The organism is Cellulomonas sp. PSBB021 (assembly GCF_002240455.1).
GTDB lineage: Bacteria > Actinomycetota > Actinomycetes > Actinomycetales > Cellulomonadaceae > Cellulomonas > Cellulomonas uda.
In genome coordinates, this window is record NZ_CP021430.1 from 13,357 (window position 1) to 36,646 (window position 23,290).

Sequence of the window (23,290 nt, forward strand, 5' to 3'; positions counted from 1 at the left end):
GCCCTCGCAGGTGGCACAACCGTGCGGTCGGCCGGAGTGTTCCTGGCGCATGCGGGCCCGCCCGCGACCGTAGCCTGGGGCGGTGAACGCTCCTGGGCCCGCGGCGCCGCGCGCCGCCGACGCCGTCCCGATGTCCGTGCAGCGCGCCGCCGCGTGGTCGTGGCGGCTGCTGCTCATCGCGGCCGCGCTCGCGGTGGGCGTCGCCGCGATCGCGTACCTCAAGCTCGTCGTCGTGCCCGTCGCGGTCGCGCTGCTGCTGACCGTGCTGCTCCAGCCGCTCAGCACGTGGCTGCAGCGGCGCGCGCGCATGAGCCGGGCCGCCGCGGCGGGCGTGTCGCTCGGCGCGCTCGTCGTGCTCGTGCTGGGGCTGCTCGTGCTCGCCGGGCGCTCGGTGGTGCTGGGGATCGCGGAGCTGTGGCAGCAGGCGCAGGAGGGTGTCGACACGCTGCTCGACTGGCTCGCCACGGGTCCGCTGCAGATCTCGACCGAGAACGTGCAGGGGTGGGTCGAGCAGGCGCGGCAGGCGGCCGCGGACAACAGCGACACGCTCGTCGCCGGAGCGCTGCACGCGACCGTGACGATCGGCCACGTGCTCGCGGGCGCGATCATCACGCTGTTCTGCACGTTCTTCTTCCTGCACGACGGCCGTCAGATCTGGTCGTGGCTCGTCGGGCTGCTGCCGCGCAGCACGCGCGAGCACGTGCACCAGGCAGGGCGGCGCGGGGTCGTGACGCTCGGCGCCTACACGCGCACGCAGATCCTCGTCGCGGCCGTCGACGCGGTCGGCATCGGGATCGGTGCGGCGATCCTGCAGCTGCCGCTCGCGTTCCCGCTCGCGATCCTCGTGTTCCTCGGGTCGTTCGTCCCCGTGGTCGGTGCCGTGGTCACCGGTGCGGTCGCGGTGCTCGTCGCGCTCGTCACCCAGGGGCCCGTGGTCGCGCTGATCATGCTCGCGATCGTGCTCGCCGTGCAGCAGCTCGAGGGGCACGTCCTGCAGCCCTTCCTCATGGGTCACGCGGTGTCGCTGCACCCCGTCGCGGTGCTGCTCGCGGTGGCCGCGGGCTCGTTCATGGCGGGCATCCTCGGCGCGCTGTTCGCCGTGCCGATCGTCGCGGTGCTGAACACCGTCGTGCTGTACCTGCACGGGCACGACAAGTTCCCGCAGCTGGGGCACGACGACCACGTGCTCCTCAGACCCGTGGGCCACCCGGCGATCGACCGAGCCGTCGCGCAGCTCGCCCACCAGGAGGAGCTGGGTGGCGAGGCGGCCGTCGGGCCCGACGAGGGTGCGGCGACGGACCTCGAGGACGCGTCCGGCGACCCGGCGCGAGACGAGCCGTCGCACGACGATGCCGCGCACGAGGGTCCGTCCGGGGACGGCGGGCGATGACCTGGCTCGAGGACGTCCGGCGGGCGGCCGCGCTGCTCGACGGGGTCGCGGAGCGCACCCCGGTCGAGACGAGCCGCGCGCTGTCCGAGCTCGCCGGTACGCCCGTGCTGCTCAAGTGCGAGAACCTGCAGCGCGCCGGGTCCTTCAAGATCCGCGGGGCGTACGTGCGGATGGCGGGCCTGTCCGACGAGGAGCGCCGGCGGGGCGTGGTCGCGGCGTCGGCGGGCAACCACGCGCAGGGCGTCGCGCTCGCCGCGCGGCTGCTGGGCATCGACGCCGTGGTGTTCATGCCGACCGACGCGGCGCTGCCGAAGATCGCGGCGACGCGCGAGTACGGCGCCCGCGTGGAGCTCGTCGGGTCGAGCGTCGACGACGCGCTGGTGCACGCGCGTGAGCATGCACGGGTCACGGGAGCGGCGCTGATCCACCCGTTCGACCACCGCGACGTCGTCGTCGGCCAGGGGACGATCGCGCTCGAGATCGTGGAGCAGGTGCCGGACGTCGCGACCGTCGTCGTGCCGGTCGGCGGTGGGGGGCTCGCGGCGGGCGTCGTCGCGACGCTCGCCGAGCTGCGCCCCGACGTGCGCGTGGTCGGCGTGCAGGCGGCGCACGCGGCCGCGTACCCCGCGTCGCTCGCCGCAGGCGTCCCGACCAGGGCGCCCGAGCTGCGCACCATGGCGGACGGCATCGCGGTCGGCCTGCCCGGCGACGTGCCGTTCGAGGTGCTCGCCCGCACCCGCACCGAGATCCGCACGGTGTCCGAGGAGGACCTGTCCCGCGCGCTCCTGCTCGTCGCGGAGCGCGCGAAGCTGCTCGTCGAGCCGTCGGGTGCGGCCGCGGTCGCCGCGCTCATGGCCGCACCGCCCGGTGACCTGGCCGGGCCCGTGGTCGCGATCCTGTCGGGCGGCAACATCGACCCGCAGGTGCTGCTGCGCGTGGTGCGGCACGGTCTCGCGTCGGCGGGCCGGTTCCTGTGGCTGCACGTGCGGATCGACGACCGTCCGGGCTCGCTCGCGCGGCTGCTCAACGACCTGGCCGCCACGGGGGCGAATGTCATGCACGTCTCGCACGTGCGCACGCAGACCGAGCTGGCGGTCGACGAGGTCGCGGTCGAGGTGCAGGTCGAGACGAAGGGACCGGACCACTGCGCGGCGGTGCAGCACGCGCTGCGCGCTGCCGGCTACCGGCTCACGGACTGACCGCTGCGCGCGGGCCGGCTCGCGCGCGGTGGCGGGGACGACGACGGGCGCGTCCCCCGGGTGGTGACCCGGGGGACGCGCCCGTCGTGGTGCTGCTCAGCCCTCGAACGGCTTGGCGGCGACGATCGTCACCTCGATCTCGCGCCCGTTCGGCGCGGCGTAGCTCGTCGTGTCGCCCACGGACTTGCCGTGGATCGACGCACCGAGCGGCGAGGTGGGGGAGAAGACCTGGATGCCCGTCGTGCCGGCCATCTCGCGCGAGCCCAGGAGGAAGACCTCCTCGTCGCCCGCGACCACGGCCGTCACGACCATGCCCGGCTCGACGACACCGTCGTCGGGCGGCGTGCCGATCTGCACGGTGCGGAGCTTCGCCTCGAGCTCGCGGATGCGGGCCTCGTTCTTCGCCTGCTCCTCGCGCGCGGCGTGGTAGCCGCCGTTCTCCTTGAGGTCGCCCTCGTCACGCGCCGCGGCGATGCGCTGCGTGATCTCGTCCCGGCGGGGCCCTTGAGGTCCTCGAGCTCGGCGCTCAGGCGGTCGTAGGCCTCCTGCGTCAGCCAAGTGGCCGCAGTCGTGTCGGTCACGATCGCTCCTTCCTGCTTCCTGGTGCGTCCCGTCGGCGCCCTCCGTGACCCCACGGCTCGAGGCCGCAGGCGTCACCGGTCGGCGGTGTCTGGGGCGGGGTGTCGCCGTTCCGTCCGGTCGCGTCGACCGTCCGGTCCCGGTTCGTCGTGCCGTGCCGCGCTGGGAGCGGGCCGGACGCGACGAGGCGTGGGCGGCGTGCGAAACGCCCAGGATAGCAAGCGGTCGCGTCAGGGGGCGTCCCGCGCGTCCTCGACGGGGTCGCACGTCTGCACGCTCGCGCTCACGGCGAGCTCCGCGGTGGGGATGACGACGGTGACGCGCTGGGTGCGGGCGCCCGGGCCGATCTGCACGTCCTTGACGCCGACCTCGGCGTACGACTGCGACAGCGCACGCACGCGGCACGAGGCGGTGCTCTCCGGGTCCTTGGTGACCTCGAACGTCAGGTCGACCGTGTCCGCGCCGTGCACCGAGAACCCGATGGTCTTCCACTGCACGGGGTCGCGCAGCGCACTGATGCCGATCCAGCCCACCACGACCGCGCCGACGAGGGCGGCGAGCACGACCGTGACGAGCCACGGGACGCGCGAGCGCTCGTCGGGGTCGTCGCCGTAGCGTCCCGCGGGCGGCGTGGGGCTCGCGGCGGGCGTGCTGGCCACGGGGGTTCCTCCTGTGTGGTCGGCGGACCGGTTCCGGGTTCGTGGGTGCCGTGCGCGATCATTGTCCCGTGCCCGAGCTGCCCGCCGAACCACGGCGCCCTCAGAACGTGACCGACACCTCGTCCCCGAGCGCTCCCGCCGGGTCGGCGTTCGTGCGCCGCACCGACGCCGCGGGTGAGCCGCTGCGCCTGATGGCGGTGCACGCGCACCCGGACGACGAGTCGAGCAAGGGTGCGGCGACCACCGCACGGTACGCCGCCGAGGGCGTCGAGGTGCTCGTCGTGACGTGCACCGGCGGCGAGCGCGGCGACGTGCTCAACGAGCGCTACGGCGAGGTGCCGGGCGGCATCGAGGGCATGCGTGAGGTGCGCCGGCACGAGATGGCCGCGGCCGCGGCCGCGCTCGGTGTGCGGCAGCGCTGGCTCGGCTTCGTCGACTCGGGGCTGCCCGAGGGGGACCCGCTGCCGCCGCTGCCCGAGGGGTGCTTCGCGCTCGTGGGCCTCGAGGACGCGAGCGCGCCGCTGGTCGAGGTGGTGCGCGAGTTCCGGCCGCACGTGATGACGACGTACGACCCGACGGGTGGCTACCCCCACCCCGACCACGTGATGTGCCACCGGGTCGCCGCCGAGGCGTTCGCGGCCGCGGGCGACCCCGAGCGCTACCGGGGCCACGGCGAGCCGTGGGCGCCGCTCAAGCTGTACTACAACCACGGTTTCTCGCTCGCGCGTCTGCGCGCGATGCACGAGGCGATCCTGGAGGCGGGCGGCGAGTCCCCGTTCGGGGACTGGATCGAGTCCCGCCAGGCGCGGGAGATCCCGGAGCGCGAGGTGACGACGCGCATCGAGTGCGCGGCGTACTTCGACCGGCGGGACGCGGCGCTGCGGGCGCACGCCACGCAGATCGACCCCGAGGGCTTCTTCTTCGCGGTCCCGCGCGAGGTCGAGCTCGCGCACTGGACGACCGAGGAGTACGAGCTCGCGGAGTCGCGCGTGCCGGTCACGCTCCCGGAGCACGACCTGTTCGCAGGGATCTCGGTGCAGCCGCTCGGCTCGCTCGAGCCGGCCGACGAGACGACGGGGACGGGTCGATGAACGCGCTGGACACGCTGGCGCTGGTCCTGGCCGCCACGCCTGCGCCGAGCCCCAGCCCCACCGTCACCGCGGCCACCGGGGGCTCACCGGGCTTCCTGGGCTTCGTGTTCACGTTCGGGCTCGCGGCGGTCGCGGTGCTGCTGTTCCTGTCCCTCACGCGCCACCTGCGGGTCGTCGACCGGCGCGCCAAGCAGCTCGAGGCCGACGAGGCCGCCGAGGCCGCGGCGCGGGAGCGCGGTGCGGACGGCACGAGCGAGCCGGACGACGCGACCGACGGCACGCGGTGAGCGAGCGCCCCGAACCGCCGCGGCGGCCCGCGGTCCGTGTGACGATCGCCCAGGTCGCGGCGTCGGCGGACGCGGCGGCGAACGTGGTGGTCCTGCGTGACGCGTTCGCGCAGGCGCACCACGTCCGGGCCGACGTGCTGGTGCTGCCCGAGTACGCCTCGGCGTTCGACCCGGGCGGTGTGGGCGCCGAGCACGCCCAGCCGCTCGACGGCCCGTACGTGACAGCGCTGCGGGAGCGGGCGGCAGCCACGGGCGTCGCGGCGCTCGCGGGCGTGACGGTCCCGGGCGACGACGAGGACCCGCGCGCGGCGAACGTCGTGGTCGCGGTGGACGGCACGGGCGCGCTCGTCGGGACGTACCGCAAGGTGCACCTGTACGACGCGTTCGGCAGCCGCGAGTCCGACCGGCTGCGGCCGGGCCCGGCGGACGCGCCCCCGCTCGTCCTCGACGTCGCGGGCGTGCGGTTCGGCGTGCTGACGTGCTACGACCTGCGGTTCCCGGAGTCGGCGCGGCGGGTGGTGGACGCGGGTGCGGACGTGCTCGTCGTGCCCGCGGCGTGGGCGGACGGTGCGCTCAAGGCGATGCACTGGCGCACGCTCGCGACGGCGCGTGCGATCGAGAACACGGCCGCGGTGGTCGCGGTGGGCATGGCGGGCAAGGGCGTCGTGGGGCGCTCGCTCGTCGTGGGGCCGGACGGCGTGGTGGGCCTCGAGCTCGACGACGAGCCGTCGATCCGCACGGTCGACCTGGACCCGGTCGAGCTGCGCGGCGTGCGCGAGGCGAACCCGTCGCTCGCCAACCGGCGGTACGCGGTGGTGCCGGCGGGTCAGCGCAGCGAGTAGCTCGCGATCGACACGGCGATGTAGTGGCACGTGAAGCCGATGACGGTCAGCGCGTGGAAGATCTCGTGGAACCCGAAGTACCGCGGGCTGGGGTTGGGGCGCTTGGTGCCGTAGACGACCGCCCCCACGGTGTAGGCCAGGCCGCCGGCGGCGATGAGCCACAGGACCGCCGCGCCGCCCTCGCGGTAGAACTGCGGCAGGAACGCGACCGCGACCCATCCGAGGATCACGTACACCGGCACGTAGACCCATCGGGGTGCGGAGAGCCAGAACACGCGGGCGAGCAGCCCGACGAGCGCGCCCGCCCAGACGGCGATGAGCAGGTTCCGGGCGGTCGCGGCGGGCAGCAGGAGCACGGCCAGGGGTGTGTAGGTGCCCGCGATGATGAGGAAGATGTTGGTGTGGTCGAGGCGGCGCAGCACGCCCGCGACGCGCGGCGACCAGGTGCCGCGGTGGTAGACCGCGCTGGTGCCGAACAGCATGACGGCCGACAGGCCGAAGACCGCGGTGGACCACCGGGCGGCGGCCGTGGGGGAGAGCGCGACGAGCACGATCGACGCGGCGAGCACGAACGGTGAGACGCCGGCGTGGATCCAGCCCCGCAGGAGCGGTTTGACGGTCGCGGCGACCTGCTCGACCGCGCGGACGACGCCCGAGGTGCCGCTGGGGGCGGGGGTGCTGGCCATGGTGCCTCGCGTTCGTCGTCGGGAACCTACGACCCCGTAGGTTACGGCACCGTAGGTAGCGGTGTCGACCGCCAGCGCCGCACGGACGATCCTGCCTCACGCACATCGACGGACGAGTACGGTTGACCGCGCCGGCACACCACGCCGCACCCGCCGGGCGCGAGCCCGGCCGGTACCGATCGCGACAGGAGAGCGCGTGCGCCTGCCCCATCCGCTGTACGGGCTGTACGAGCGCCGCCTCGCCGCGTCGCTGCCCTCGGACCGGATGCCGCGGCACGTCGGCGTGATCCTCGACGGCAACCGCCGCTGGGCGCGGTCCACCGGCAAGTCCACGCACGGCGGGTACCGCGCGGGCGCGGACAAGATCAGCGAGGTGCTCGCCTGGAGCGAGGACGTCGGCGTCGAGGTCGTCACGCTGTGGATGCTGTCCACCGACAACCTCAACCGCCCCGCCGACGAGCTCGAGGGCCTGCTCGTCGTGATCGACGACGCGGTGCGCGAGCTCGCCGCGACCCGCCGCTGGCGCGTGCAGGCGGTCGGCTCGCTCGAGCTGCTGCCCGAGCACACGGCCCAGGCCCTGCGCGACGCGCAGGAGGCGACGCGCGACGTCGTCGGGCTGCACGTCAACGTGGCCGTGGGCTACGGGGGCCGCCGCGAGATCGCCGACGCGGTGCGCGCCTACCTGCGGGACGCGGCCGACAAGGGCCTCGGGCTCGACGAGATGGCGGAGTCGTTCGACGTCGAGCACATCGCCGCACACCTGTACACCAAAGGGCAGCCGGACCCGGACCTCGTCATCCGCACCTCGGGCGAGCAGCGGCTCGGCGGGTTCCTGCTGTGGCAGTCGGCGCACTCGGAGTTCTACTTCTGCGAGGCGTACTGGCCGGACTTCCGGCGCGTGGACTTCCTGCGCGCGGTGCGCGACTACGCGGTCCGGGAACGGCGGCTCGGGCGCTGACGCGCGCTCGCGGTTGCCCCGGACGACCCGCCACGAGCGGACCTCCCGCGGCGCCGTCACCCCGCCGGGTGGACGCCCGGCGAGGTGCAGGTGAACTTCGTGTCTCGGACGGCGCGTCGAGCCTGCGACCCGCGCGCGGCCGGGGTTAGCGTCACCACAAGGACGTCGCCCCGGCGTCCCCGGGAGGCCTAGCCCATGGAGCATCCGCTCCGGGAGGAGGGCCGGACCCGGCCCTTCGCAGGGTCGGACCGCCCCCGTCCCGCCGCCGCGAGCCGGCCCCCGCACCCCCGCGTGCGGGCCACCGGAGCGCGACGCCTTCTGCGGCGCACGTAGCGCCGGAGGGAGCACGCCGTGGTCAGCAGCGCAGCTCAGCAGGGCCCCACCGGACCCGAGCCGGCCGGGCAGGACGACGCCCGCCGGACCCACGTCCTCGACACGTCCGTCCTGCTGTCCGACCCCAGGGCGATCTACCGCTTCGCGGAGCACGACGTGGTCCTGCCGGTCGTCGTCATCACCGAGCTCGAGGGCAAGCGGCACCACGCGGAGCTCGGGTACTTCGCACGCTCGGCGCTGCGCCTGCTCGACGACCTGCGCGTCCAGCACGGCCGCCTCGACGAGCCGCTGCCGATCGGCGACCTCGGCGGGACGCTGCGCGTCGAGCTCAACCACACCGACCCGACCGTGCTGCCCGCGGGCTTCCGGCTCGGTGACAACGACACGCGGATCCTCGCGGTCGCGGCGAACCTCGCCGCCGAGGGCCGGGACGTGACCGTGGTCTCCAAGGACCTGCCCATGCGGGTCAAGGCCTCCGCGGTGGGGCTGCGCGCCGAGGAGTACCGCCACGAGCTCGCGGTCGAGTCCGGCTGGACGGGGATGGACGCGCTCGACCTCACCGAGCAGCAGATGGCCCAGCTGTGGGAGCACGAGTCGCTCCCGCTCGCGGACGTCGTCCCCTCCTCGTCGGAGCCGGGGTTCGGCACGGCCGCCCCGGGGGACCTGCCGTGCCACACCGGCCTCGTGCTGCACTCGCCCCGCGGGTCCGCGCTCGGGCGCGTGACCGCGGACAAGCACGTCGCGCTCGTGCGCGGCGACCGGGACGTGTTCGGCGTGCACGGCCGCTCCGCCGAGCAGCGCATCGCGATCGACCTGCTGCTCGACGAGGAGATCGGCATCGTCTCGCTCGGCGGTCGCGCCGGGACGGGCAAGTCCGCGCTCGCGCTGTGCGCGGGGCTCGAGGCCGTCCTCGAGCGCCGGCAGCACCGCAAGGTCATGGTGTTCCGACCGCTGTACGCCGTCGGCGGTCAGGAGCTCGGCTACCTGCCCGGCTCCGAGGCCGAGAAGATGAACCCCTGGGCGCAGGCCGTGTTCGACACGCTCGGCGCGCTCGTCTCGCGCGAGGTCGTCGAGGAGGTCATGGACCGCGACCTGCTCGAGGTCCTGCCGCTCACGCACATCCGCGGCCGGTCGCTGCACGACGCGTTCGTGATCGTGGACGAGGCGCAGTCGCTCGAGCGCAACGTGCTGCTCACCGTCCTGTCGCGCATCGGGCAGAGCTCGCGCGTGGTCCTCACGCACGACGTCGCGCAGCGCGACAACCTGCGCGTGGGTCGGCACGACGGTGTCGCCGCGGTGATCGAGGCGCTCAAGGGCCACCCGCTGTTCGCGCACGTGACGCTCACCCGCTCGGAGCGGTCGCCCGTCGCGGCGCTCGTCACGGAGCTGCTCGAGGGCATCGAGGTCTGAGCCCGACGCCCGACCCGGGGGCAGACCTGTGCTCAGTCTTGTGCTCAGTCCTGCGTGAGCACGCCGTCCTGCAGGCGCACGACCCGGTCGGCCAGCGACATCATGACCGGGTCGTGCGTCGCGACGAGGGCCGTGGTGCGCTCGTGCTCGACGACCGCGCGCAGCAGCCCCATGATCGCGACGCCCGTGGCCGAGTCGAGCTGGCCGGTGGGCTCGTCCGCGACGAGCAGGCGCGGCGAGTTCGCGAGCGCACGCGCGATCGCGACGCGCTGCTGCTGACCGCCCGACAGCTCCCCGGGCCGCTGGTTGGCGTGCCCGCCCAGCCCGACGAGGTCGAGCAGCAGCGCCACGCGCTCGTCGCGGACCTTCGGCGGGATCTTGCGCAGCCGCAGGGGGACGCCGACGTTCTCGGCCGCCGACAGCACGGGCACGAGCCCGAACGTCTGGAACACGAACGACACGACGTCGCGCCGCAACGCGACGAGCCCGCGCTCGCCGAGCCGGGACACCTCCTGGCCGTCGACGACCACGCGCCCCTCGTCGGGGCGGTCGAGCCCGCCGACGACGTTCAGCAGGGTCGTCTTGCCCGAGCCGGAGCGTCCGACGAGCACCACGAGCTCACCGGGGGAGATCGACAGCGAGACGTCCCGCAGCGCGTGCACTGCGGCGTCCCCGCTGCCGTACGTGCGCGAGACGTGGTCGACCAGCACCATCGGCTCGGACGTGCTCGCGGCGTGCTTGCCCTGGTGCGCGGTCTCGACGCTCATCGGTGGGGTCCTCCCTCGTGCGTGCCGTCCTGGGGCGCGGCGGTGGGCTGCGTGGGGGCCACGCGCGGGCGGTCGGGCCACACGGACACGTGCGACGCCTCGAGCGCGAGCCGCACGCGGCCCGACAGCTCGAGGGCCTCGCGGTACTCGGCAGGCAGCTGGACCCGCCCCGCGCGGTCGAGCACGGCGAACTCCTCGGCCACCACGTGCTCGGTGCCGTCGTCACGCAGGTGCGTGCGGCGGACCGTCTCCGACGACGTGCGCCCGTCGCGGATCGCGACCGTGCGCTGCACGTGCTCGCTCACGCCCGGGTCGTGCGTCACGACGACGACCGTGGTGCCGAGCTCGCGGTTGACCATCCGCAGGCTCTCGAGCACCAGGTCGGACGTCGCGGAGTCGAGCTCGCCGGTCGGCTCGTCGGCGAACACCACCTGCGGCGAGGTGGCGAGCGCGACGCCGATCGCGACGCGCTGCTGCTCGCCGCCCGACAGCTGGCCGGGCCGCCGGTCCGCGCAGTAGCCGACGCCGAGCAGCTCGAGGAGCTCGGCGGCGCGGGCCTCGCGCTCGCGCCGGCCGCTGCCCGCGAGCGCGAGGGGCAACGTCACGTTCTCGGTCGCGCTGAGGTACGGCACGAGGTTGCGGGCCGTCTGCTGCCACACGAACCCGACCATCTGGCGGCGGTACGCCACACGCTGCGCGGAGGTCATGGCCATGAGGTCCCAGTCGCCGACGCGCACCCGCCCGGCGGTCGGCACGTCGAGGCCAGACAGGACGGCGAGCAGCGTCGACTTCCCGGAGCCGGACGCGCCGACGATCGCGACGAGCTCGCCGGGCTCGACGAGCAGGTCGAGGCCCTGCAGCGCCTGCACCTCGATGCCCTCGGACTGGTAGATGCGCACGAGCGAGTCGCACACGATGAGCGCGTCCCGCCCGAACGCCGGGGCGCCGGCCTCCTGCGTGAGCCGGTCGAGCGTCGTGGTCATCGCGCCTCCTTCGTCGTGGTCATCGTTCCGCCTCCCGGATGCCGAGGGCCAGGTCGTCGTCGCGCCGCGTGCGGGCCTCGACCTCGACCGCGACCGCGAGGCCCAGCGCGAGCGCCCCCGCCGCGAGCACGAACGGGACCCAGGTCGTCGCGACGCGCGTGCCGTCGGGCTCGCCCGTGAGCGTCGACAGGCCGAGCGCGCCGGTGAGCAGCCACGGCACCGCGACGCCGATCGCGCAGCCCGCGAGCAGGCCGGCGACGGCGACGGGCGCGGCCTCGCCCGCGGACAGCCGGCGCGCGGTGCCCGCGTCGAGCCCGAGCGTGCGCAGGACGTGCAGCGTGCGCCGGCGGTCGCGCGCGGTCGCCACGACGGTCAGGACGAGCGCGACGACGGCGAGCACCGCGAGCGCGCCCTGCGCGACGCGCAGCAGCGTGCGCAGCCCTGTGGTCAGCGGCGAGGTGTTCCACGCGTCGAGCCAGTCGGTGCGGCTCAGCACGCGCACGTTCGGCAGGCCCTCGACGGCCGTAGCGGTGACGGCGTCGTCGGCTCCGGGCCCCAGCAGCCACGTCGTCTCGGCGGGGATCTCGACGCCCATCGCGGCGGCGAGCACGGCGCGGTCGACGACGACGGTCGGCGCACCGTCGACCCGCAGGTCGGTGGTGCCGCGCGGGTCCAGCGCGACGAACGACTCGGTGACCCAGACCTGCGGGTCGCTGGTCTCGGCGATGGGCTCCAGGTCCGCCGTCACGAGCGCGGGCACCCCGGTCCCCGGTGCGCCGTCCGCCAGCCGGGCGAGGCCCGCGTCGCTCTCGCCGCGGGCGGCGCGCAGCGCCTCGAACGGTGCCGTGTCGACGGCGAGCAGCGTGACGTCCACGCCCGAGCCCACGCCGAACGTGCGGCTCACCCACGTGCGCGAGCCCGTGACGCTCGTCAGGCCGTCCTGCTCGCGCAGCGCGGCCAACGCGTCGTCCCCGACCGGCCCGTCGATCCGCACGTCGCCGCCCACCACGAGGTCCGCGGCACGCACCTGCCCGCGGTCCACGGTGGCGACCGTGATGCCGCTGAACACCATGAGCGCCACCGCGACCGTCACGCTGAGCAGCGGGATCGCGGTGCGGCTCGCGCGCTCGGCACGTGCCGTGGCGACCAGCCCGGCGAGCGCGGGGCCGCGCGAGGCGACGGCCCGCAGGCGGCGCAGCACGGGCGGCAGGGCGTGCGCGGTCAGGACGGTCGCGGCGCCGGCCAGCAGCACGGGGGTCGCCGCGAGGAGCCAGTCGACGTCGCCGACGCTGCTCGACAGCAGACCGCGCGCGCGGACGGACAGCAGCGCGCCGGTGGCGACCGCGAGCAGCGTGAGCTCCGCGACGAGCCGTCGCGTGCGGCGACGTGACACGAGCCGGTCACGGTCGGCGCGGTTGGCGGGCACGCGTCGGCCGGTCCACGACCGTCGGACCAGGGCCCCCGCGAGCAGCGCGGGCGCGACCACGCCCACGGTCGCGACCGCGACGCCCGGCCACCACGCGCCCTGCGGCGGCATGACGAGCAGGAGCGCGGCGACCGCGAGCGCCGTCGCGGCGAGCGTGACGGGCACGGACTCGAGCAGCGCGCGCCAGCCCACGGACGTGACCGACGCCCCGCGTGCGCGTTCGAGCGTCAGGCCGCTGGAGCGCCGCTCGACCATGAGCCGCGCGGCGAGCAGGACGGTGAGCCCTCCGACCGCGACGATCCCCATGAGCAGGACGCTCGCCTGCGCGGTCGCACCGGCCAGGCGGTCGCGGTAGGCGAGCAGCTCGTCGTCGAGCGACGTCAGGAGCGTGGGCTGGCGCGCGTCGAGCAGCTGGAGCGGGCGCGGGTCGGTGCGCAGCGCTGCGACCTCGGCGGCGATGACCTGTGCCCGCGCCGCCGTGATGCGGTCCGGGACCGAGACGAAGCGCACGTCGGTGGTCACCGCCGACGGCTGGACGGCGACGAGCAGGTCGGGCAGCGACGCGTCCGTGACGAGCAGCCCGACGGCGGCGAGGTCCGCGGACCCGCCCGGGGCGGGCATGGCCCGGACGAGCTCGGGCAGCGTGGTCCACACCGGGTCGTCGGCGTCGGTCACCTCGTACGTGCCGACGACGACGGCGGTCAGCCGGGACACCATCGCGGTGGTCACGCGCACCTCGTCGCCCGGCTCGAGGCCGAGCGCGCGGGCGCCGTCGACGCTCACGCCCACCTCGACACGGCGCTCGACGTTCGCGAGCGACTGGTCCTCGGTGACGACCACGTCGTCGAGCTGCTCGGGTGCGCGGCCGGTGACCCAGCGGACCGGGTCGGCGCCGTCCGCGGGCAGCACGTAGCCCGCGCGTGCGACGAACTGGCCGCTGGGCAGGTTCCCGGTCCACGCGGACGTGAACGTCGACAGCGACGGTCCCGCGAGGTCGCGGAGCATCGACGCGGGTACGCCGGCGGCGACCGTCCTCGCAGCACTGCGCTGGTCGTCGGGTGCGTGGTCCGGGCGGACGCCCGCCTTGGGCGGTACGGCGCCGGAGACGCGTGCGACGACGTCGGTGGCCGGACGGCCCCGCTCGACGACGTCGCGCGCGCCCTCGTCGGCGACGCTCGTGACCAGCCGCGGCGCGAGGAGCGCGACGAGCACGAGCGCGGCGACGAGCGCACCCGTGAGCGCGAGCAGGCCCGCATCGGTGCGCGCGCGGCGGCGCACGAGCAGCGGGGCGCCCCCGACGACCGTCCGCACGCGAGTCGACACGTTCATCCCTCGTCCCCCAGTCGCAGGAGCGCGCCGGAGGTGCGGCGCAGGAGTGCGCGCGTGGTCACGACCACCGCGAGCGTGGCACCGAGGCCGATCACCGCGACGACCGCCGCGAGCGCGGGCCACGGCCACTGCACGAGCACGCCCGGCACGGGCGCCAGACCGCGCGGCGAGACCGTCACGAGGGGCCCGACGACGCGCACGAGGGCGGCGCCCACGAGCACGCCCGCCACGGTGCCGAGCAGCCCCAGCAGCGCGTACTCGCCGAGCACCGCGCGGGACAGCGCGCCGCGCGACGCGCCCAGTGCCTGCAGGCGGGCCAGCTCGAGCCGTCGTGTGCGCACCGCGACGGTCGCGCTGAGCGCGACGCCGGTGACCGCGAGCGCGACGGCGGCGAGCGTGACGCTCCACAGCGCGGCGGGGATCCCGACCCGCAGCGGACCGTCGGTCGCCTCGACGACGGCTGCCGCGCGCGTGCTGGCGGTCCCGAGCTCCGAGCGGGCGACCGCCGCGGCGGCGGCCGGTGCGGCCGCGTCGTCGACCATGGCCCACCACTCGTCGGTGAGCGCGTCCCGACCGCCGGCGACGAGGGTCGCGCGGGTGAGCGCGTCCCGGTCCACGAGCAGGGCGTCGCCGTCGGGCACCGACGGCAGGTAGGGCACGACGGCGTCGACGCGCACCTGCACGTCGATCCCGTCGACCTGGACGACGAGCGTCTCGTCCGGCTCGGCGGTGAGCGTGCTCAGCAGGCCGGGCGTGACGATCGCGTGCACGATCGGCTCGCGCTCGAACGCGGTGGTGTACAGCGCGCTGTACCCCTGCAGCACCAGCCCCATGTTGGTCGCGGCGGTCACGTGCAGCGCGCCGGCCTCGACCCACGTGGCGCCCAGGCGGTTGCCCTCCGCGAGCGGGTTCCACGTCGACGGGGACGTCGTGCGCCACTGCGCGCGTGCCAGGTCGACGGGCGTCGGCTCGCCGTCCGCGTCGAGCGCCTGCATGCGCGACACGATGCCGTGGACCGTGACCTCCCAGTTCTCGGGCGTGAGGAGGTCGACCGCGAGCGGGTCGAGGCGGATGTCCATGGTGACGCCGAGGAGCTGCAGGGCTCCGACGCCCTCGGGCACGTCGAGCGTGAACGTCGTGGGGACGGCCTCCTCGACGGGACGCCCCGACGTGGGCTCGAGCATGCCGACGTCCAGCGTGGTGCGAAGGCCGCGCTCGTCGGCGAGGAGGACGGACACGCGCAGCTCGGCGCCCTTGATGCGCTTGGCGAGCCAGCCCTGCACGTCGAACGAGATCGACCGCGTGCCCGCGGGGAGCGGTGCCCCGCGGACGACGGACGCGGGCGCGAGGTCCCGCGTCACCGCGGGCCACCCGCCGTCGAGCCGGCCGCGCAGCAGGTCGCCCGCGTGCCGCGTGTCGAGCGCGACGAGCGTGGCCGGGACCCCGGTGCTCAGCGCGCTCGCACCGGTCGCGATGCCGACCTGCGCCTGACGCCGGGCGACGGGTGACGTGATGGGCGCCTCGGGCAGCCCCGCGAGCAGCGCCGACTGCTCGAGCGGGGAGCCGCCGAGCTCGTCGACGCGCAGGTCGGTGCCCACCGCGAGCTCGGCCTGCTCACGCTGCGAGAGGTGCCACGTCGCGAGCCAGCCCTGCGCGAACGTGCCGACCGCGACCGCGAGCGTGACGAGCAGGACGGCGCCCGCGGCCCGGTGCGGGCGACGGCTGACCTGCCAGGCGGCCAGCGGGGCGACGAGCGACCGGCTGTGCCGCGCGACGGCCTCGCCCGTGCGTGCCACGACCGGCAGGACGCGGCCCGCGAGCACGCCGCCGGCGAGCAGGACGAGCGCGGGGGCGGCGACGAGCAGGGGGTCCAGACCGCGTGAGCCCGCGAGACCCGTGGCGCCGTGCCGGACGAGCTGCCACAGCGCGACGCCGGCGACGACCACGACCGCCAGGTCGACGCCCGAGCGGGCGAACATCTGGCGACGGTCCTGGCGGACCTCCTGCTGCTCGGAGTCGACCGCCGAGACCCGTCGCCGGAGCGTGGGCGCGAGCAGCACGGCGGCGAGCAGCGTGGCGGCGACCGCGCACGTGAGCCAGAGCGTCGTCGGTGTGCCGGGGTCGGTCGCGAGCCCCGCGTCGCGCAGCAGGCGGGCGCGCGTGAGGGCGCCGTACGCGAGGCGCGCGAGCCACGGGGCGAGCAGCGCGGCGGCCAGCGCGACGCCGAGCGCCTCGAGCGCGGCGAGGCCGACGAGCTGCGGTGCGGACGCCCCGCGCGAGGTGAGCAGCGTCTGCTCCGCGGTCCGCCGCTCGGCGAGCAGGCGCGCGGCGATGAGCAGGACCGTGACGGCGACGACGAGCAGCAGGAGCCCGACGACGACCACGCCCGCCCGCGTGACCGCGAGCGTGGCCGCGATCTCGTCGAGCGTGCGGTCGAGCGTCGTGCTGACCTGCACGCTCGCGGCCGGGATGGACGCGTACGCGTCGGTCTGGGCGGTCTCGAGCCGGTCGCGCAGCCCGGCGCGCTGCGCGGGCGTCGCGGACCCGAGGTCGGGCCTGGCGACGAGCGTGAGGGTGCCCGGGACGATCGCGTCCACGTCGTGCGCGACGACGATCGGGCCCCACGCCTCGGTGACGACCGAGCCGAACGAGCCGGGCACCGGGAAGTACGGCTCGTGGCCGCGGCCCGAGAGCAGGTCGCGCTGCCACAGGGCGCGCGGCGGCTCGGCGCGGTACACGCCGACGACCCGCATGCGCAGGTCGGCGCCGAGCTCGACGCCCTCGAGCGCGACCTCGTCGCCGAGCTCCCAGCCGTAGCGCTCGGCCGCGTCCTGCGGCACGGCGACGGGGACGGCGTACGAGCCGGGTACGGACGCGGTCGTCGGCCACTCGCCGGCGAGCAGGGTCGTGTGCTCGGGCACGACGGGGTAGTCGGCGAGGTACACGATCGGGTCCACCGGGTCCGCGGTGCCGGGTACGGACAGCCACGGCGACGACGTCCACACGTCCCGCTCCTGCGCGACGTCGCCGACGATGGCGTCCATCGCGGCGTGCGCGGCGGCGGCCACGCTGGTCCCGTCCTTGCCGCCGACGACCGAGCGCAGGTCGATCGTCGTGTCCCCCAGGTCGACCCGCTCGAGGGCGACCTGCGGCGCCCGCGTCTCGCTCGCCGTGAGCAGCAGCGCGAACGTGCCGAGCAGCGTCGTCGCCACGAGGGTCACGGTCAGCACCGCGAGCAGCAGGGTGCCCTGCGCCGTCGCCCGGCGCAGCAGCAGCCGTGACCTCCAGCCCACGCGTCGACCTCCCGACCTCGTCGTCACCGGTCCGCAGCGGGCCGGGCGGGGCGACAGTAACCCAGCGCGCAGAGGCCCCGGGAGCGGTCCCACGAACGCCGCGAGGGTTCTGTCCGGGTGAGTGCGGGGTACCGGGGAGTTCTGTCGGGTTCCCACAGCAACTTCCCCGGGTTGTCACCCGTTCGGGTGGCTCTGGCGGTCGCGCGCATGTGTGGGTCCTTGGTCCTACGCTCGACGACGGGCCCCGACGAGCGCGCGTCGCCGCCCCGAGCGTCGTCCACCGTCCGCGCGCTGTCCGAGAGGCCCCATGACGCACGACCCCAGCCCCGCGCGGCCCACCGCCGCGCCGGCCCCCGGCCAGGTCGACCTGCACGGGCGCTCCCCGTGGAGCGTGCTGCCCGCGCTGTGCCTCGGGTTCTTCATGATCATGCTCGACACGACCATCGTGAACATCGCGGTGCCCACGCTCGGGCGCGAGCTCGACGCGAGCATCACGCAGGTCGGCTGGGTGAACAGCGCCTACCTGCTCTCGTTCGCGGTGCTCCTGCTGGTCACGGGGCGGCTCGGGGACCGGTTCGGGCCGCGGCCGGTGTTCATCGCCGGGCTCGTCCTGTTCACCGTGACGTCGGCGGTCTGCGGGCTCGCCGACTCGGTCGCCCTGCTCGTCGCCGCGCGCGCGGTGCAGGGCGTCGGGGCGGCGCTCATGACGCCGCAGACCATGTCGGTGATCACGCGCGTGTTCCCCCCCGAGCGGCGCGGCGCCGCGATGGGCGTGTGGGGTGCGGTCGCGGGCGTCGCCACGATCACCGGCCCGGTGCTCGGCGGCGTGCTCGTCGAGACTGTGGGCTGGGAGTACATCTTCTTCATCAACATCCCGGTCGGCGTCGTGGCGCTGTGGTTCGCGGTGCGGACGCTGCCGTCGCTGCCGACGCACGCGCGCTCGTTCGACGTCGTCGGCGTCCTGCTCTCCGTGGTCGGCATGTTCCTGCTGGTGTTCGGGCTGCAGGAGGGCGAGTCCTACGACTGGGGCACCATCCGGGGGCCCGTCTCGGTGTGGCTGGTGATCGGTGCGGGAGTGCTGGTCCTCGCGGCGTTCGTCTGGTGGCAGAACCGGATCGGCGACCGCGCGCTGCTGCCGCTGCGGCTCTTCCACGTGCGCAACTTCTCGCTCGCGAACGTGTCCGGCGCCGCCGTGACGTTCTCGATGACCGGCATCTTCTTCCCGTTCACCATCTACCTGCAGCTCGTGCTGGGACTCTCGCCGCTGCGGGCCGCGCTCGTCGGGGCGGGCGGCTCGCTCGTGTCCGGCGTCGTCGCGCCGCTCGCGGGACGGCTGTCCGACCGGGTGCCGGCGAAGTGGGTGGTCGCGGCCGGGTTCGCGACCCTCGCCGTGGTCGTCGCGTGGCTGGCCGCCGCGGTGCGGCCGGACGCGCCCGTCTGGACGCTGGTCGTGCCCATGACGGTGTTCGGCATCGGCACCGGCCTGGTGTTCTCGCCGCTCGCGGCGGCTGCGACGGCAGGGCTCGACCAGCGCACCGCGGGTGCGGGAGCGGGCGCCTTCAACACCACGCGGCAGATGGGCGGCGTGGTCGGCTCGGCGGCCGTCGTCGCGATGCTCACGTCACGCCTGTCGGTCGAGATCCCCGCCGCGGCCGCCGACGCCGCCCGGGACCTCCCCGAGGCGGTGCGTGCGCCCTTCCTCGACGGGTTCGCGCGCCTCGACCCGTCCGCGCTCTCGAACGGCGCGGCCGGGTTCGCCCCGCCCGACGGGGTCCCGGCCGCGCTCGCCGAGCAGGTGCGCGTGGCCGCGCTCGACGCGGTCCACACGGGCTTCGCCGCCGCGACCGCGCAGACGCTCCTGCTCACCGCGGGCGCGCTCGTGCTCGGGCTCGTGGCCGCGCTCGGGATGCACGCGGTGCGACCCCACGCGCGGCCGGTCACGACGGACGCCGCGCGGGAGGTCTCCGGCGCGCGTTGACGGGGGCCGGCGGGGCCGGCCCCCGCCGAGGCGGGGTGGGTCGCGCCAGGGCGAGGGTCAGCCCTGCGGCGGGCGCGTCATGCTCAGCACGTCGAGCGCCGCGTCGAGCTGCGCCTCGGTGACCTCGCCGCGCTCGACGTAGCCGAGGTCCACGACGGCCTGGCGGATCGTGAGCCCCCGCTTGACCGCGTGCTTCGCGATCGCCGCCGCGGCCTCGTAGCCGATGACGCGGTTGAGCGGCGTGACGATCGACGGCGAGGACTCGGCGTACGCCCGCGCGCGGTCGACGTTCGCGACGAGGCCCGCCACGGTCTTGTCGGCCAGCACCCGGCTCGCGTTGGCGAGCAGGCGGATCGACTCCAGGACCGCCGACGCGATGACCGGGATCTGCACGTTGAGCTCGAACGACCCGGACGCGCCGGCCCACGCGACCGTCGCGTCGTTCCCGACGACGCGCGCCGCGACCATGAGCACCGCCTCGGGCACCACGGGGTTCACCTTGCCCGGCATGATCGACGAGCCCGGCTGCAGGTCGGGGATCGCGATCTCGGACAGGCCGGTGTTCGGGCCGGAGCCCATCCAGCGCAGGTCGTTGCAGATCTTGGTGAGCGACACCGCGATCGTGCGCAGCGCGCCCGAGAGCTCGACCAGCCCGTCGCGCGAGGACTGCGCCTCGAAGTGGTCGCGCGCCTCGGTCAGCGGCAGGCCGGTGTCCTCGCGCAGCAGCTCGATGACGCGCTGCGGGAAGCCGGCGGGCGTGTTGATGCCCGTGCCCACCGCCGTGCCGCCGAGCGGGACCTCCGCCGCGCGGGGGAGGGCGGCCTGCAGGCGCTCGACGCCGTAGCGCACCGCGGCGGCGTACCCGCCGAACTCCTGGCCGAGCGTCACGGGCGTGGCGTCCATGAGGTGCGTGCGCCCGGACTTCACGACCCCGGCCCACTCGTCGGCCTTCGCGCCGAGCGCGCCCGCGAGGTGCTCGAGCGCGGGGACCAGGTCGCGCACGACGCCCGCGGTGGCGGCCACGTGCACGCTCGTCGGGAACACGTCGTTGGACGACTGCGACGCGTTGACGTGGTCGTTGGGGTGCACGGGCGCGCCGAGCGCGCGGGTCGCGAGCGTCGCGAGCACCTCGTTGGTGTTCATGTTCGACGACGTGCCCGAGCCCGTCTGGTAGACGTCGACCGGGAAGTGCGCGTCGTGCAGGCCGGAGGCGACCTCGTCGGCGGCCGCGGCGATCGCCTCGGCGACGTCGCCGGGCAGCACGCCGAGCTCGGCGTTGGCCCGCGCGGCGGCCTTCTTGATGCGCGCGAGGGCCTCGATGTGCCCGCGCTCGAGCCGCGAGCCCGAGATCGGGAAGTTCTCGACCGCGCGCTGCGTCTGGGCGCGGTACAGGGCGGTGGCCGGGACCCGGACCTCACCCATCGTGTCGTGCTCGATCCGGTACTCGACCGCGTCGTCGGGAAGCGCAGAAGTCATGCGCCCATCCTGCCGCACGCGCGACCGGCCGCGGCGCTCAGAGCTCGCCGACGTCGCCGACGACCTCGGCGACCCGCACGCGGCCGTCCGTGAGCGTGTACTCCAGGCCGATGATCGCGCACCGGCCCTGCTCGACGGCGTCCGCGAGCGAGACGGAGTACCCCTGCAGCATGCGCACGGTGTGCTTGACGTGCTCGTGGCCCAGCGTGGCGGCGTCGAGCGACTCGGCGCCCTCGCCCCGGCGCGTGAGGCCGACGATGCTGGGGATCACCCGGTCGACGACCGCCCGCACGAACCCGGGGGCAGCGTGCCGTCGTTGAGCGCGGACGTCGCGGCGGCCACCGCACCGCAGGAGTCGTGGCCCAGCACGACGACGAGCGGGGTGCCCAGGACCTCGACGCCGTACTCGATCGAGCCGATCACGGTGGTGTCGAGCACGTGCCCGGCGGTGCGCACCACGAACAGGTCGCCGAGCCCGCGGTCGAAGATGATCTCGGCGGCGACGCGCGAGTCGGAGCAGCCGAACAGCACCGCGAACGGGTGCTGGGACTGCGTCACCTCGGCGCGTCGGTCGACGCCTTGCGAGGGGTGCAGCATCTCGCCTGCCACGAACCGGTTGTTGCCGTCCTTGAGCGCGGACCAGGCCTCGGCGGGAGTCATCCGTGTCGTCACGGCGGTCATCGTCGCAAAACCGCGCGGTCCCCGCTCGCCGGTCTCACGCCCGGGCGGTCAGCCGATCATCGCGAGCGTCAGCAGCTTGCCGAGCATCGCGCCCGCGTCGCGGGGCGACTCGCCGTTGTCGACCAGCCGCTCGCGCGCCCGCTTGAGGACCCGCCCGTACGAGGGACGCACCGCGGGGTGCTCGACGGACTCGTGGCCGCGCTCCGCGAGGCGCATGAGGTGCTCGGTCGACATCTCGACCGCCATCCCCGCATGCTCCGCGACGCCGAGGCCCAGGGCCGAGGGGCCCGCGGGGACGTCCGACGGCGACCCGTGCACGGGCAGCTCGGTCTTCGCCTCGGGTCCGAGCGGGCCGCCGAGGTCCGCGAGCCGCTGCGCGACCAGGTCGGGTGCGAGCGTCTTGTCGGGTCGGTCGTACGGCATCGCGGCGAGCTGGGTGTCCATGAGCGCGAGCAGCCCCGCCATGACGTTCTCGCCCTGGCCGCGCAGTCGCGCGCGGTCGCGGCGCTCGCGCGGCGGCAGGCCGTCGACGCGCTGGTGGCCGAGCGCGGCGAGCGCGACCTGGTGCAGGGGCCGCAGGCCGGTCATCGACAGCGCGATGGAGTTGCCGGCGCCGTGGATGCCGTTGCGGAAGCCGCAGTAGAGCAGCTCGCTCGCGTCGGCCCACCGGGGGTCGCCGCCGGTGGCGCGGATGCCCTTGGCGGCCTGCGCGCGCATGGCCCCGAGCTGCACCGCGCGCTGGTTGGTCTGCTCGAACATCTGGCGCTCGGTGCGCCACTTCCAGTTCCCCTTGTAGATCTCGGCACCCACGCCGTTGATGGTGATCGCACCGCGCCGGACGGTGCTCAGCGGCGAGAGGGTGTCGTAGAAGCCGAGCGTCGTGGAGGCGAGCAGCGCGAGCGGCGCGCCGGCGTCCTGCGACGGGGTGCTCCTGAGACGCGGCGCGTTCAGGCGCAGCCGGTAGTGCTCCGCGATCGGCGCGACCGCGCGCGCGTCCAGGTCGTGGCTGCCCGAGCCGCCGCGCGTGTGCACGGCGAGCCGGTGCGCGGCGCCGCCGTGCACCGCACCGCCCAGGAGCACGCGCGAGTCGTACCCGCCGGACAGCATGAGACGGACGTCGAGGTCGTCGCGCAGCGCGAGCGTGGTCATCGTGCGGGCGACGAAGGTCGCGACGCCCCGCATCGTCTCGACGGGGTCGAGGTCGACGTCGACGACCCGCGACGCGAGCAGCGGACCGTCCGGCTCGGCGCGCAGCGTGCGCAGCGGGATGCGTACGCCCCGCCCGGCGGCGGCGTACGCGACCTCGACGACGTGCGTCTCCTCGCTGATCTGCTGCGAGGCGAAGTTGTTCGGGAACGTGCGCGCGAGCAGCACCTCGGTGCGCTGCGTGACGCCCTGGCCCAACCAGCGCCGCAGGTCGACGAGCACGAGCAGCGAGTCGCTCACCGCGGCGAACCCGTCGCCCGTCGTCGAGGCGAGCGCGACCGAGCCGAGCACGTCGCGACGGGCCACGACGGCGTCGTCGTCCCACTCCAGCAGCACGAACTCGCCCGAGACGCCGTGCGGGTCGGCGTGCGCGCCCGCGGGCATGGCCTGCCAGCCGGCGAGCCCGAAGCCGATCGCGCCGTGCTCGGGCGAGACGGCGGTGCCGCGGAAGAACCGGCCGGGGGCGAGACTCGCGTCGAGGTCCCGGCTCACCAGGAGCAGGACCGTGCGCTCGTCGAGGTCGACGAACCGGTGCTCGGACCCCACGGACCCGCGGACCGTGAGCCACTCGCGGACGCGGGGGACGACGTCACGGCGCAGCACTGCGCCGAGGTAGTTCGACACAGCAGGACGGTAGCGCTCGCGCCGGGCGCACCGGGCGGCCCTCGCACAGCGCGACGAACGTGCACAAGACGTCCACGAACCCCGTCGCGTGCT

At 75.2% G+C, this 23,290-nt stretch carries 16 protein-coding genes and 2 pseudogenes; 8 read left to right on the forward strand and 10 right to left on the reverse strand.

The annotated features are described in order from the left end of the window. Positions 1-82 precede the first annotated feature (82 nt). On the forward strand, positions 83-1,390 hold the full coding sequence (locus CBP52_RS00080; protein WP_369826248.1) for an AI-2E family transporter: 1,308 nt from the start codon (positions 83-85) through the stop codon (positions 1,388-1,390). Next, positions 1,387-2,589 carry a threonine ammonia-lyase gene (gene ilvA, locus CBP52_RS00085; protein WP_094179309.1) on the forward strand — a complete coding sequence of 401 codons (1,203 nt, stop codon included), beginning with the start codon at positions 1,387-1,389 and terminating at the stop codon, positions 2,587-2,589. Before CBP52_RS00080 ends, ilvA begins: the two co-directional genes overlap by 4 nt. Positions 2,590-2,685: 96 nt before the next feature. On the opposite strand, the pseudogene greA reads toward ilvA, so the two are convergent. Next, positions 2,686-3,170 (reverse strand): annotated as a pseudogene (greA, locus tag CBP52_RS00090) (transcription elongation factor GreA). A gap of 228 nt (positions 3,171-3,398) precedes the next feature. Further along, positions 3,399-3,827 carry a DUF4307 domain-containing protein gene (locus CBP52_RS00095; protein ID WP_094179310.1) on the reverse strand — a complete coding sequence of 143 codons (429 nt, stop codon included), beginning with the start codon at positions 3,825-3,827 and terminating at the stop codon, positions 3,399-3,401. A 191-nt stretch (positions 3,828-4,018) separates the two neighbouring features. Here CBP52_RS00095 and mca point away from each other — a divergent pair, with 191 nt between their 5' ends. Genes mca through CBP52_RS00110 form a run of 3 tightly spaced genes read left to right on the forward strand, consistent with a single transcriptional unit; the run spans position 4,019 to position 6,047 of the window. Continuing rightward, positions 4,019-4,918, forward strand: a complete 900-nt coding sequence (gene mca, locus CBP52_RS00100) for a mycothiol conjugate amidase Mca (RefSeq protein WP_094182014.1) — start codon at positions 4,019-4,021, stop codon at positions 4,916-4,918. Then, positions 4,915-5,205, forward strand: coding sequence for a hypothetical protein (locus CBP52_RS00105; protein WP_094179311.1), 291 nt, complete (start codon positions 4,915-4,917; stop codon positions 5,203-5,205). Before mca ends, CBP52_RS00105 begins: the two co-directional genes overlap by 4 nt. Then, on the forward strand, positions 5,202-6,047 hold the full coding sequence (locus CBP52_RS00110) for a nitrilase-related carbon-nitrogen hydrolase (RefSeq protein ID WP_094179312.1): 846 nt from the start codon (positions 5,202-5,204) through the stop codon (positions 6,045-6,047). Before CBP52_RS00105 ends, CBP52_RS00110 begins: the two co-directional genes overlap by 4 nt. Here the strand turns inward: CBP52_RS00110 and CBP52_RS00115 are convergent. Next, complete coding sequence (locus CBP52_RS00115) at positions 6,032-6,733, reverse strand: hemolysin III family protein (protein ID WP_094179313.1); 702 nt, start codon at positions 6,731-6,733, stop codon at positions 6,032-6,034. The two genes, CBP52_RS00110 and CBP52_RS00115, sit on opposite strands and share 16 nt — an antisense overlap. A gap of 196 nt (positions 6,734-6,929) precedes the next feature. Between CBP52_RS00115 and CBP52_RS00120 the strand changes: the two genes are divergently transcribed. After that, positions 6,930-7,691, forward strand: a complete 762-nt coding sequence (locus CBP52_RS00120; RefSeq protein ID WP_094179314.1) for an isoprenyl transferase — start codon at positions 6,930-6,932, stop codon at positions 7,689-7,691. Positions 7,692-8,042: 351 nt separating this feature from the next. Beyond that, positions 8,043-9,434, forward strand: a complete 1,392-nt coding sequence (locus CBP52_RS00125) for a PhoH family protein (RefSeq protein WP_094179315.1) — start codon at positions 8,043-8,045, stop codon at positions 9,432-9,434. Positions 9,435-9,478: 44 nt separating this feature from the next. On the opposite strand, the gene CBP52_RS00130 is transcribed toward CBP52_RS00125, so the two are convergent. Genes CBP52_RS00130 through CBP52_RS00145 form a run of 4 tightly spaced genes read right to left on the reverse strand, consistent with a single transcriptional unit; the run spans position 9,479 to position 17,232 of the window. Then, on the reverse strand, positions 9,479-10,201 hold the full coding sequence (locus CBP52_RS00130) for an ABC transporter ATP-binding protein (protein WP_094179316.1): 723 nt from the start codon (positions 10,199-10,201) through the stop codon (positions 9,479-9,481). Continuing rightward, positions 10,198-11,184, reverse strand: a complete 987-nt coding sequence (locus tag CBP52_RS00135; RefSeq protein ID WP_094179317.1) for an ABC transporter ATP-binding protein — start codon at positions 11,182-11,184, stop codon at positions 10,198-10,200. Before CBP52_RS00135 ends, CBP52_RS00130 begins: the two co-directional genes overlap by 4 nt. Positions 11,185-11,203: 19 nt before the next feature. Beyond that, positions 11,204-13,939 carry an FtsX-like permease family protein gene (locus CBP52_RS00140; RefSeq protein ID WP_094179318.1) on the reverse strand — a complete coding sequence of 912 codons (2,736 nt, stop codon included), beginning with the start codon at positions 13,937-13,939 and terminating at the stop codon, positions 11,204-11,206. After that, on the reverse strand, positions 13,936-17,232 hold the full coding sequence (locus tag CBP52_RS00145; RefSeq protein WP_094179319.1) for an FtsX-like permease family protein: 3,297 nt from the start codon (positions 17,230-17,232) through the stop codon (positions 13,936-13,938). Before CBP52_RS00145 ends, CBP52_RS00140 begins: the two co-directional genes overlap by 4 nt. Before the next feature lie 307 nt (positions 17,233-17,539). Here CBP52_RS00145 and CBP52_RS00150 point away from each other — a divergent pair, with 307 nt between their 5' ends. Then, positions 17,540-19,210: an MDR family MFS transporter gene (locus tag CBP52_RS00150; RefSeq protein ID WP_094179320.1), complete on the forward strand. Its 1,671-nt coding sequence runs from the start codon at positions 17,540-17,542 to the stop codon at positions 19,208-19,210. Between the two features lie 57 nt (positions 19,211-19,267). Here the strand turns inward: CBP52_RS00150 and CBP52_RS00155 are convergent, their stop codons facing one another. From CBP52_RS00155 to CBP52_RS00165, 3 genes and pseudogenes are all read right to left on the reverse strand, one after another. Then, positions 19,268-20,686: a class II fumarate hydratase gene (locus tag CBP52_RS00155; protein ID WP_094179321.1), complete on the reverse strand. Its 1,419-nt coding sequence runs from the start codon at positions 20,684-20,686 to the stop codon at positions 19,268-19,270. Positions 20,687-20,723: 37 nt separating this feature from the next. After that, a pseudogene (locus CBP52_RS00160) lies at positions 20,724-21,346 on the reverse strand (carbonic anhydrase). Positions 21,347-21,415: 69 nt separating this feature from the next. Beyond that, the gene (locus CBP52_RS00165) at positions 21,416-23,197 is read right to left on the reverse strand and encodes a hypothetical protein (protein WP_094179322.1); all 1,782 of its coding nucleotides are present in this window, start codon (positions 23,195-23,197) and stop codon (positions 21,416-21,418) included. Between the last annotated feature and the right edge of the window lie 93 nt (positions 23,198-23,290).